8 protein-coding genes are annotated in these 11,931 nt (G+C 71.2%); 6 read left to right on the top strand and 2 right to left on the bottom strand.

What is annotated here, in order from left to right; genetic code table 11:
• The first annotated feature begins 54 nt into the window (after positions 1 to 54).
• The 6 genes from EDM22_RS06425 to EDM22_RS06400 all read left to right on the top strand — a co-directional run bounded on the left by EDM22_RS06425 (position 55) and on the right by EDM22_RS06400 (position 8,287).
• Positions 55 to 1,359, top strand: a complete 1,305-nt coding sequence (locus EDM22_RS06425) for a C-glycoside deglycosidase beta subunit domain-containing protein (protein WP_122936241.1) — start codon at positions 55 to 57, stop codon at positions 1,357 to 1,359.
• A gap of 62 nt (positions 1,360 to 1,421) precedes the next feature.
• Complete coding sequence (locus EDM22_RS06420; protein WP_122936240.1) at positions 1,422 to 2,897, top strand: C-glycoside deglycosidase beta subunit domain-containing protein; 1,476 nt, start codon at positions 1,422 to 1,424, stop codon at positions 2,895 to 2,897.
• Entirely contained in the window at positions 2,894 to 4,573 is a 1,680-nt protein-coding gene (locus tag EDM22_RS06415; protein ID WP_212591903.1) for a DUF5597 domain-containing protein, read from the top strand. The genes EDM22_RS06420 and EDM22_RS06415 overlap by 4 nt, the downstream gene beginning before the upstream one ends.
• Positions 4,574 to 4,660: 87 nt before the next feature.
• Positions 4,661 to 5,602: an alpha/beta hydrolase gene (locus EDM22_RS06410; protein WP_122936238.1), complete on the top strand. Its 942-nt coding sequence runs from the start codon at positions 4,661 to 4,663 to the stop codon at positions 5,600 to 5,602.
• A gap of 1 nt (position 5,603) precedes the next feature.
• A complete protein-coding gene (locus EDM22_RS06405; protein ID WP_170964044.1) occupies positions 5,604 to 6,812 on the top strand; it encodes a GDSL-type esterase/lipase family protein in 1,209 nt (402 codons plus the stop codon).
• Positions 6,809 to 8,287 (top strand): family 43 glycosylhydrolase, encoded by a 1,479-nt coding sequence (locus EDM22_RS06400; protein ID WP_122936236.1) that lies wholly within the window; start codon positions 6,809 to 6,811, stop codon positions 8,285 to 8,287. Before EDM22_RS06405 ends, EDM22_RS06400 begins: the two co-directional genes overlap by 4 nt.
• A 51-nt stretch (positions 8,288 to 8,338) precedes the next feature.
• Here the strand turns inward: EDM22_RS06400 and EDM22_RS06395 are convergent, their stop codons facing one another.
• Both EDM22_RS06395 and EDM22_RS06390 read right to left on the bottom strand, forming a co-directional pair.
• Positions 8,339 to 10,510 carry a glycoside hydrolase family 3 N-terminal domain-containing protein gene (locus tag EDM22_RS06395; RefSeq protein ID WP_122936235.1) on the bottom strand — a complete coding sequence of 724 codons (2,172 nt, stop codon included), beginning with the start codon at positions 10,508 to 10,510 and terminating at the stop codon, positions 8,339 to 8,341.
• A gap of 86 nt (positions 10,511 to 10,596) precedes the next feature.
• On the bottom strand, positions 10,597 to 11,892 hold the full coding sequence (locus tag EDM22_RS06390) for an extracellular solute-binding protein (RefSeq protein ID WP_122936234.1): 1,296 nt from the start codon (positions 11,890 to 11,892) through the stop codon (positions 10,597 to 10,599).
• Positions 11,893 to 11,931 lie beyond the last annotated feature (39 nt).

Genomic DNA, 11,931 nt, shown 5'->3' with positions numbered 1-11,931 from the left:
GACCGCCCGAACGACCGACCGACCCACGCACCGAACCGACAGAGACGAGCGACGATGCTTCTCGAGCGAGACCTCATGCAATCCACCGGATTCCGCAACCTGCGCGAGGGCGACCGGGTCACCGGCTTCCAGTTCCGCGTGCGCATGCCGTCGTATCGCGGCATGGCGGCGTCGCTCATCGACGGCATCGCCGTGCGCGTCGGCGACCTCGTCGACGTCGGCCCGGAGGTGCCGCGCTGGACCTTCGGTGGGCGCACGTACTCGCTCGCCGAGCTGTGGGACGGCGACGGCGTGCGCTGGCCGCTCGAGGAGGCCGCGATCGTGACCGTGCCGCTCGACGGCGGGCTCCCGCAGGGCGTGCACGAGGTCTCGATCGAGCTGCGGCTCCGCATGTCGTACATCCCCGAGGAGCACCAGCCCAGCACCTACCGGGAGACGCGGCACATCACGCTCTCGCCCGACGGCGACGGCGGGCCGTTCCGGTACGGCGTCTCGCTCTACAGCTACATGACCGACTACGGCACGGTGCTCGACCTCGAGACGGCGCTCGCCCACGTCGCCGACGTCGGCGCCACGGGCGTCGAGATCCTCGGCGAGGGGCACATCGCCGGCTACCCCGAACCCACCACGGAGTGGATCGACCGGTGGTTCGCCCTGCTCGAGCAGTACGGGCTCGAGCCCACCAACTACGGCTCGTGGATCGACACCCGCCTGCACTCGAGCGGCCCGAACGCCCGGCGGCTGACCGCCGAGGAGGGCGCGGGGATGCTGCAGCGCGACCTCCGGCTCGCGAAACGGCTCGGCTTCCGGTTCGTGCGGCCGAAGATCGGGGTGGTGTCGAGCGACCTCGTGCCCGACCCGATCTGGACCGAGTCGGTCGAGCGCTCGCTCGACCTCGCCGCCGAGCTCGACGTCGTGATCTGCCCCGAGATCCACTCGCCCACCCCGATCAAGCACCCGGTGGTCGACGACTACATCGACCTCATCGAGCGCACCGGCACGAAGCACTTCGGCCTGCTGCTCGACACCGGCATCTTCCAGGACCGGCCCATCCCGTTGCGGCCCGGCGAGCTGCCGGGCCGGCGGCCCGCGTTCCTCGACGGCATCGGCGTCGACCCGGCCGACATCGCCGGCATCGCGAAGTACGTCGTGTTCATCCAGGCGAAGTTCCACGACATCGACGAGCACCTCGAGGACCAGCAGATCCCCTGGGAGCCCGTGCTGCGCGCCCTCAAGGAGTCCGGCTATACCGGTTACCTCTCCAGCGAGTACGAGGGGGAGCGCAGCCCGTGGCGCTCGATCGAGCAGGTGCGCCGCCAGCACTCCCTCATCCGGCGGATCGCCGCGGGGCTCGACTGAGCCGCGGCATCCGACCCCGACCCCGACCCCGACCCCGACCCCACCACAGACAGGACCGCACCATGCCGAACGGACTCATCGACGACGCCAGCCTGCGCGCCCACCCCGAGGGCCTGGCGCTCTCGCTCACGCTGCCGTGGTACCGCAGCCTGTGGCTCTCGTCGGTCTCGACGCTGCGCGTCACCGTCGACGGCGAAGCGGTGGATGCCGCGGACCTCGCGTTCGAGCTCGACGGCGTGCGGTACGCGATCGACGAGCTGCCGCAGCAGAGCGAGGTGCTCTGGTACCTGCAGCGGCATCCGCTGCTCATCGCGCGCCGGCCCGAGCCGGTGGCGCTCGGCGAGACGCACGAGATCGAGGTCGTCGGCGAGCTGCGCCTGCCGTACATGCAGATCGCGCCCGGCGCCGACGGCGGCCCCGGCATGTACGTGCCGAACTCCGTGCGGCAGTCGCTGACGCTCACGGTCACCGATCACGACGCGCCTGTGCCGGCGATGGTGACGGATGTCGCGCCGCCGCCGGCCGCGACGGAGGCCGACCCGTTCCAGCTCGGCCTCACCCTCTACTCGGCCAGCGCCGAGTTCCGCGCGGGCTGGTACGACTTCTCGGGACTGCTCGACCGGGTCGCCGAGCTCGGCATCGGACCGGGCATCGAGATCGTCGCCTCGCAAGTGCTGCCGACCTACCCGGTCGTGTCCGACGAGTTCGTGCGCACGTGGCGCGACGCGTTCGACCGGCACGGCTTCGACGCGAGCTCGTTCGGCGCGAACCTCGACATGGGCCGCCGTCGCGACCGCGACATGACGCCCGACGAGGAGTTCGAGTTCAGCGAGACGCTGTTCCGCGGGGCGGCGAAGCTCGGCTTCCCGCTCGTGCGCATCCAGAGCGCGAAGCCCGAACTGCTGCGCCGACTGCTGCCAGTTGCCGAGGAGCTCGAGCTGAAGCTGGGCTACGAGATCCACGCGCCGATGGGCCCGAACGCCGACCCGATCCTGAAGGTGCGCGAGACCTACGCCGAGCTCGACTCCCCGCTGCTCGGGTTCGTGGCCGACTTCTCGTCGACGATGCACGCGATGTCGCCGACGCTGCTGCGCGCCGTTCGCCGGGCGGGTCTCGACGACGAGGCCGTGCAGCGCCTGCAGGACATCTGGGCCACCGACGCGCCCATGCGCGAGCGCCAGGAGGAGTTCATCGGCTACCTGCGCGGCCGCGACTTCGACCCGGCCCGGCTGGGCTCGTTCGCCCACCTCGCATTCAACATGCACGGCCACGTCGACCCGCGCGAGTGGGCCGACATCATGCCGCAGATCCTGCACGTGCACGCCAAGTTCTATGACATCGACGAGCAGGGGCAGGAGCCGGCGATCGACTACCCCGAGCTCGTGCGCGTCTTCGTCGAGGGCGGCTACCGCGGCTACTGGTCGAGCGAGTGGGAGGGCCACGCGTTCGCCGAGCTCGGCGAGGTCGACCCGCTCGTGCTCGTGCGCCGGCAGCACGACCTCATCCGTCGTTCGATGCGCGCGCTGCAGCCGGCGTGAGCGACGAGAACCAAGGGGCACGACACATGGCTGAAGTCTCGTCACCGATGGACGTCACGGCTCGGCTCGAGCGCTCCGGGGACGTCACCCAGCTGATCGTGCACGGCCGATCGACATTGCTGATCGGAGGGCAGGTCCACAATTCGACCTCCTCCCACCCTGACAGCATCGCGCGAGCGTTCGCGCGAGCCGCCGAAATCGGTTCGAACACCGTCTTCGCTCCCGTGGACTGGGCCCTGCTGGAGCCGGAGGAGGGGCGATTCGACTTCGCCCTCGTCGATGTGATGCTCGCCGAGGCACGTCGACACGGTCTCATGTGGGTCCCCCTCTGGTTCGGTGCGTTCAAGAACGCCCACTCCACCTACGCTCCGAGGTGGGTGCGGGCCGACACGGAACGATTCCCTCGCGCAGTGGCGAACGAGGGCGCGCGGCCGGCGTTCACCTACGCAGGGGCGATGCGGCGACCGACCCTCTCGGTGTTCGGCGAGGAGCTGCGTGAGGCGGACGCGCGCGCCTTCGCCGCATTCATGCGGCACCTCGCCGAAGCCGACGTCACCGGTGTGGTCCCCTTGGTGCAGGTGGAGAACGAGGTGGGCCTCCTGGCGGACAGCCGTGACCGCTCGTCGCTCGCAGAGGCGGAATGGCAGCGCGATGTCCCCGAGGCGCTGCTCCGTCACCTGACGTCCGACCGGGCGGCGGGGTTCGCGGCATCGACGCTGTGGGCCGCACGGGGCCGGCCGGCGCACGGGACCTGGCCGGAGCTGTTCGGGACAGGGTGGGAAGCCGACGAGGTCTTCATGGCCTGGGCGTTCGGCACGTACGTCGACGCCGTCGCGGCCCGAGGGGCGGCGGCGCATCCCGTCCCGCTCTACGTGAACTCGTGGATCGGGCCGCAGCCGGGTCAGGAACAGGCGGGCCTGTATCCGAGCGGCGGCCCGGGCTGGCGGGTGCTCGACATCTGGCAGGCCGCGGCACCATCGATCGGCCTGATCGGTCCGGACATCTACCTGGATGACTCGGCCGAGGCGATGCGGTGGTACACCATGGGCGACAACCCCCTCATCGTCCCGGAGAGCCGGTACCGGGCGGCCGAGGCGGCGCGCGCGTTCGGTGGGCATGCGGCCATCGGTTGGTCGGTGTTCGGCGTGGAGGACGCCCGCCCGGGCAATCGGGTGTCGCAGCTGTACACCGAGCTCGTCGGCATGACCGAACTCATCACCGCTGCCCAGCGTGAGTCGCGGATCGCCTGCGTCGTCCTCGAGCCGGGGGAGGGCGAGGCGCACGTCGTGCTCGGCGAGTACACCCTCACCGCGCGCAACACGCAGGAGCTGTTCACGCGCATGCTCCTGGACATTGGAGTTGAGGGTCCGCCGCCGCCACCCATACCACCGAGCGAGACCGAGGCCGAGGATGCGTTCCCGAACCCGGCGGATGCGCGGGCCTTCGTCCTCGTCGTCGCGCTGGGAGACGACCGATTCCACATCGTGGGCCAGAACGCGTCCCTCGACTTCTCCCGGGACGGACGGATCGTGGAGTGGGATCACGTCGAGGCCGGATCGCATCACAGCGGACAGTGGCAGTCGACACGGATCCTGAACGGCGACGAGCGTCTCCGGATCCTTCCCCTGGACCGCGTCGGCGCCGCGCGGGTCCGCGTGCTCTCGCTGGCGAGCTGAACCGATGACCCGGCAGAACCGAAACAGGAGGTGCACCGTGCACGAGGATGCGTCCGCCGTGATCGCCACGCAGAAAGGAATCGTCCGATGAGCCAGACCGACGCACTCGAGGCGGATGTCGCGGGCCTGCCCGATTTCCGGCGCATGCCCGTGCCCGACGCCATCCGGTGGCTGGCCGAGCACGGCGAGCCGGCCGACCCGCGGCCCGACATCGACACGGCGTCCCTCGTCCGGCGCTTCCCGCATCTCGCGGGGGTCGGGACGGTCGACGACATCGTGGAGGGACCGCACGGTCCCGTCCCGGTGCGCCGATACCGGGACGCCGCCGCGACCCCGGCCGGGCGTGCGCTCGTGTGGGTGCACGGGGGCGCCTTCATCGGCGGCCACCTCGACATGCCCGAGTCCAACTGGGTCGCCCGGGAGCTCGCGGCGCGGGGCATTCCGGTGGTCGCCGTCGACTACACGAAGTGCCTGGGCGACGCCCACTACCCCGTGCCCTCCGACGACGTGCTGGCGGCATGGCGGTGGGCGCGGAACGCCGCCGGCGAACTGCTCGGGGTCGACGCGGCCTCGCTGTTGCTGGGCGGCGCGAGCGCGGGAGCGACCCTCGCGGCGGGCGCGGTGACGAGGCTTCGCGACGCGGGCGAGCCCCTGCCGGGCGGGCTGGTGCTGGTGTACCCGTTGGTCCACCCGAACGGCCCGGCCGCCTCGGCGGAGCTCGACCTCTCGTCGCCGAGCGGTCAGCTGTCGCTGAACTTCGCCGGATCCACGGAGACGCTGGCCGATCCGCAGGCGTTCGCGGGCCTCGACGACGGCCACGGATTCCCGCCGACGCTCATCGTGGTGTGCGAGCACGACGAGCTGCGGCCGTCGGGCGAGGCGTTCGCAGCCACGCTCGAGCGGGCCGGAGCCGACGTCGCGGTGCACCTCGAGCCGGGCGCGCGGCATGGGCACATCGACGAGCCGTCCGACCCGACCGCGGCGCGCACGATCGCGGCGGTCGCGGACTGGCTGCTGGCGCGGGAGTGACATGAGACAGGGCATCACCGAACTGATCCGCGCGAGCCTGCACGGCAACGTCGACATCGAGTCGAGTCCGACCGGTCTGACGCCGCTGCGCCTCCCCGTGAGCGCGCGGGCACGATTCGACTCGGACTGGATGAGCGTCGCCTCCGCTCAGGCCTCGGGTGTGCGCTGCGAGTTCCGGACCGCGGCGACGTGGATCGAGCTGACCGTGCAGACGACCGGCCTGTTCCTGCCCTGGGCGCCCGACGAGGAGCGATCCGCGGTGTTCTCCGCGACCGTCGACGGCCGGCCCGTGGACGACGTGCGCACGACGGGTGGGTCGCGCCACTACCTGGGGTATCCCGGCGGCCCTCGGTTCGAGACGGGGGAGCCCGCAGTCGTGCGCTTCGAGCTGGGCGGAGCCGGCGGCGAAGCGCGGCGGGTCGTGGTGTGGCTTCCGCAGACCGACACCGTCGAGATCCGCGACGTGCGCGCCGACGCGCCCCTCGCGCCGGCGGAGTCCCTGGAGCAACTCCGGTGGTGGCACCACGGCAGCTCGATCAGCCACTGCATCGAGGCGACGACGCCGCGCGGGGTGTGGCCGGTGGCCGCGGCGGACCGGCTGGGTCTCGACCTCACCAATCTCGGGTTCGCCGCGAACGCCCACCTCGATCCCTTCACCGCGCGGGCGATGAGGGACTCCGGCGCCGACCTGTTCAGTCTCAAGATCGGCATCAACATCGTCGGCGGCGACACCATGAAGCGGCGGACCTTCATTCCCGCCGTGCACGGCTTCCTCGACACGATCCGCGACGGCGCGCCCACCACGCCGATCCTCGTGATCTCGCCGATCCTCTGCCCGATGCACGAGGACACGCCGGGGCCCACCGTCACCGACCCGGTGACGGGCGAGCGTCGAGGAACGCCGAGCACGGCACCCGACTTGTTCGAACCACCGCTCACGTTGCGATCGGTGCGGGAGATCCTGCGGGAGGTCGTCGCGTCGCGGTCGGTGGACGACCCCGCAATCGTGTACCTCGACGGGCTGGAGCTCTTCGGTCCGGACGACCTCGCCGAGCTCCCCGACGGGCTGCATCCCAGCCCGTCGGGGTACCTGCGGATCGCCGATCGATTCGCCGGATCCCCAGCCGTGGCCTCGTGGATCGCCCGGGCGCAGGGCAGTGCGGCGTCGCTGCCCGTCGTCGGCAGCCGGGAAGTCGGTGCCGCGAGATGACCACGACCGACACGACCTTCGTCAACCCGGTCCTGCCCGGCGATCGCCCCGACCCCGCCGTCATCAAGGTCGGCGACGAGTACTGGATGACCTACTCGTCGTTCGAGTCGGCCCCCGGCCTCCCGCTCTACCGGTCTTCCGACCTCGTGAACTGGACGTACGAGGGCTCGGCGCTGCCCGAACCGCTCGGGAGCACCTTCGCGGTCGACATCGCCGAGCACGACGGTCGCTACTTCATCTACATCCCGTTCATCCCGACGTCGTGGTCGACCTTGACCGACGCCTCCATCTTCGTCGTGTACGCGGACTCGATGCGGGGGCCGTGGTCGGCGCCGATCGACCTCGGCATCCGCGGGGCGATCGACCCGGGCCACGTCGTGGGAGAGGACGGCCGACGCTACCTCTTCGTCAGCGGCATCCGTCGCATCGCGCTTGCCGACGACGGGCACTCGACCGTCGGCGAACTCGAGCAGGTCTACGACGGCTGGCGGTACCCCGACGAGTGGGTCACCGAGGCGTACGCCCTCGAGGGACCGAAGCTGTTCCGGCGCGGCGAGTGGTTCTACCTGGTGAGCGCAGTGGGCGGCACTGCCGGGCCGCCCACCGGGCACATGGTGATCGTCGCGCGCTCGCGGTCGATCCATGGGCCGTGGGAGAACCACCAGGGCAACCCCATCGCCCGCACGAAGGATGCCGCGGAGCGGTGGTGGTCGCGCGGGCACGCCACGCTCGTGCCGGGGCCCGCCGGCGACGACTGGTGGATGGTCTCGCACGGGTACGAGCACGGGTTCCGCACGCTGGGGCGGCAGATCCTGCTCGAGCCGATCCGGTGGACTGACGACGACTGGCCGGAGACGACGATCGTCGATCCCGGCGGGGAGCTCGAGGCGCCCGCCGGCGCGGCGGCGCAGCATCCGTCGCCGGGGTTCCACGACGACTTCTCGACCCTGCGCCTGGGGGAGCGGTGGGCGTTCCACGCGCCCTCGCCCGGCGAAGCCGAGCGCCTGTCGGTCGATGACGGCCTGCGGATGTCGGCCAAGGGCAGCACCCCCGCCGACACCTCACCGCTCGCCATCCTCACTGGCGATCACTCGTACGAGATCGAGGTCGACGTGGAGCTCGACCGCGGAGCGGAGGCGGGGCTGCTGCTCTTCTTCAACAATCGGCTCTTCTGCGGCATGGGCATCGACGGCGAGCGGATGCTGAGCTACTCCGGCGGCATCCGAACCCACTGGCGCGAGCCGGTGGCATCCGCCGATCGGATCACCCTGCGCATCCGCAACGAGGAGCACATCGTCACGGGCTGGTACCGGCTGCCGGGCGGCGACTGGATCCGACATGGCGTGCGCTACGAGACCTCGGGCTACCACGCGAACACGGTGGGCGACCTGCTGAGCCTGCGGCCCGCGCTCTACGCGACAGGGGTCGGCAGTGCTCGGTTCCGGGACTTCCGCTACCGGCCGCTACCGGACTGACGCGGGAGGGCCCGAGCCGCGCTCGGCCCCGACGCGGCGTGCGCCCGCGCCTCAGTCGATGATCTCGATGGGGAGCGCGACGGAGCCGGTTCCGTCGGTGACGGTGACGACGAGTCCACCGGTCTCGACGAGGTACTCGTCGTCGTCGTTCCAGAAGCCCAGCTCGTCCCAGCCCAGTTCGAACGCGACCCGCACCGAGGCGCCGACCGGGACGTGCACGCGAGCGAATCCGCGCAGGCGCTGCACCGGTTGGGCGATCGACGCGACCGGATCCGCGAGGTGGGCGAAGACCACGTCGTCGCCGTCGCGTCGGCCGACGTTGCGCACGGTCGCCGTCACGATGATGTGCGTGCCGCGGCGCAGCTCGTCGCGGGTGATGCGCGGGCTCGAGACGGTTGCCTCCCCCATGCGGAACTCGGTGTAGCCGAGTCCGTGCCCGAACGCGAACCGCGGGCCGAGCTCGAGGTCGAGGAACTTCGAGGTGTACTCGTCGTCGAGGTTGTTCGGACCCTGCAGGCCCACGTCCCAGCGCTTCGCCGCAAGCGAGCCCCCGGTGCGCGCGGGGCGGCCCGTGTTCTCATGGTCGTGATGGATCGGGATCTGCCCCACCGCGCGGGGGAAGGTCATCGGCACGCGCCCGCCCGGGTTCACCGCGCCGGCCACGACGCGGGCGATGGCCTCGGGGCCCCGGGTGCCCAGGTGCCACGTGAGCAGCACCGCGGGCGCGCGGTCGATCCAGTCCTCGACGACGAGGGGCCGGCCCGTCGCCAGCAGCACGACGAACGGCACGCCGGTGTCGGCGATGGCGTGGATGAGTCGCTCCTGGTCGCCGGGGAGGCGGATGTCGGCGCGGGAGCTCGCCTCGCCCGAGATCGAGCTCGGCTCGCCGACGGCCACGATGACGAGGTCGTGCTCGCGTGCGAGCGCCGTGGCCTCGGCGATCCGGTCGTCCGACGGTTCGAGGAAGTCGGCGCCCGCTGCGGTCGTCCACGTCGCCGCCGGGAGTTGTGCGCGCAGCGCGTCGTCGAGCGTGCCCGCCGGGGCGCCGAAGTGCTGCACCCACGCGCCGAGGTGATCGGTACTGGTCGCGTACGGTCCGGTGAGCAGGATGCGTCGCGGAGCGTCGGGCACCGGGAGGAGCGCGTCGTCGTTCTTCAGCAGCACGACGCACCGCTCCGCGGCATCCTGGGCGGCGCGCAGCGTCTCGGGGGTCGGAGCGGTGCGCTCGGTCGCGACATCCGCGTAGGGGTTCTCGAAGAGCCCCAGTGCCGCCTTCAGCCGCAGCACGCGCAGCACGGCGTCGTCGATCCGTGCCGCGTCGACCTGGGACGGTTCGAGCAGCGCCACGCCATCGTGAGCGAGCTCCGGGCCGCCCATCACCACATCCAGGCCCGCCGCCAGCGATCGCCGCACTGCGTCGGCCTCGTCGGCGGCGACCCCGTGCGGCACGAGTTGGGCGACGCCCTCCGCGTCGCCGACCACGACCCCGTCGAACCTGTACTCGCGGGTGAGCACGTCGGTGAGCAGCCGCCGGTTCGCGTGCATGGGCGTTCCGTTGAGCGAGTTGAACGCGGCCATCACGCTCGCGGCCCCCGCGGCGACCCCGCGCCGGAACGGCTCGAGGTACGTCTCGCGCAGCCGGCGCCACGAGACATCCGTCGTGTTGTAGTCCCGCCCCGCTTCGGCGGCGCCGTAGGCGACGAAGTGCTTGAGGCACGAGGCGAGCGCGTCGGGGCTGCGCAGGTCGGCGCCCTGATAGGCGCCGACCTTGGCCGCGCCGAAGGCGGACGCCACGAGCGGGTCCTCGCCGAAGCCCTCGACGACGCGACCCCAGCGCGGGTCGCGGGTCACGTCGACCATGGGGGAGAACGTCCAGTTCACCCCGCCCGAGCGCGCCTCGGCCGCCGAGACGCGGGCGTCGGCCTCGGCGACGGTCACGTCGAAGCTGGCCGCCTGCGCGAGCGGGGTGGGGAAGATGGTGAACTGGCCGTGGATGACGTCGAGCCCGATCAGGAGCGGGATCCCGTGCGGACTCTCCTCGACCGCAGCACGCTGCAGGGCGTTGGTGCGCTCCGCGCTCTGCGGCCAGAACAGCGCCCCGATCCCGCCACGGGCGAGGGCCAGCGCGTCCTGCTCGCCGGGGCGCCAGATGATCTGGAGCTGCGCGAGCTTGTCCGCCCAGCTCATGCGGGCCAGGAGTCGTTCGGGGGTCGGAGTGGTCATCGGATGCCGATCGTCATTCGTTCTGGGCCGTGGAACAGACGAGTGCGGCCGCCCGGGATTCCCGGACGGCCGCACTCGAGGGTGGGCTACTCGCCCCAGGCCGCGTCCATGTCCTGCAGGACCTGGTCGACCGTCTTCTGGCCGGTCAGCAGGCCCTGCACGCCGACGCCGAGTGCGTCGTAGACGGCCGGGTTCGGCCAGGTCTCGAGCGGAAGCGGCGTGAAGTCGCCGTTCTCGAGGAGGTCGCCGATGGGCTCGTAGCTGGGCAGCAGGTCGGCAGCGGTCACTCCCGAGATCGGGACCAGGCCCGACAGGTCGGCGAACGCCTTCGACTCCTCCGGCGAGCCCACCCAGTCGAGGAAGGCCTGGATGGACTTCTGCTTGGCCTCGTCGGCCTTCGCGTTGACCGACCACGCGTAGTTCGCCGAGGCGAGCGTGAACGCCTTCTGGCCGTCTGCGGGCGGGAAGGCCTGCACGGTGATGTCGAGACCCGTTGCGCCGCCGATCGATGCCGCCGCAGAGCCGGGAACGGCTGCGGTCAGCGACGTGCCGCCGCCGATGCCGGCGGTGATGTTGTCGAACGTTCCACCCTCGACTCCATCCTGGTAGCACCCACCGTCCTTCATGTCGATGATGTCCTGGAGCGTCTCCTTCCAGCCGTCGCTGTCGGCGAAGGTGACGTCGCCGGCTGCGCGCTGCTCGTTCCAGTCCGGAGTCTCCTGGTACACCCGAGTCGCAGAGATGATCTGGCTGAGCAGTCCGGTATTGGGCGGCATCGCGCCCGCCAGGACCATGAACGACTTCCCACCATCGCGCGCCGTCTTGCACGCGGCGAGGAGGTCTTCGTACGTCGAGGGGTATTCGTCGATTCCGACCTCGCCGGCGCCGGCGCCGTTCCAGATCAGTCCCACGGGGGCCAGCGCGGTGGGCTGCCCGTAGATCTTGCCGTCCGAGCCGTAGAGCACTTCGGTGCCGTCGGGGATGACCGATGCCGTGTCGCCACCGAGCGGGGCGAGGAACCCTGCGTCCGCCAGGGTGACGACCGAGATGGCCTGGCCCGTTCCGGGGCTCAGGATCATGACGTCGGCGGCGTTGCCGGCCTGCAGCTGCGTCGTCACCTGCGTGTTGTAGGCGTCGGAGGGGTAGGGGATGACCTCGATCGGGACGCCGGTCTCGTCGGTGTACTTCTTCGCCGTCTGAGCGTAGAAGTCGTCGGCATCGTTGGCCTGGGCGACCATGATGCTGAAGCCTTCAGCCGCGCCGTCCGTGCTGTTGCCGCCGCCGCCGCCGGAGGAACAGCCGGCGAGGACCAGGGCCCCGGTGACGGGTACGGCGAGGAGTGCCGCCCATCGGATGGGCCGCGAAGCGGGGTGCTGTGACATGTCGAGCCTTTCGTGACGTCGTTGTCGCCAGCCGTTGGG

The organism is Agromyces tardus (genome assembly GCF_003710805.1).
Classification (GTDB): domain Bacteria; phylum Actinomycetota; class Actinomycetes; order Actinomycetales; family Microbacteriaceae; genus Agromyces; species Agromyces tardus.
Note: the sequence above shows the minus strand (reverse complement) of the source record. Positions and strands in the feature narration are given on the sequence as shown.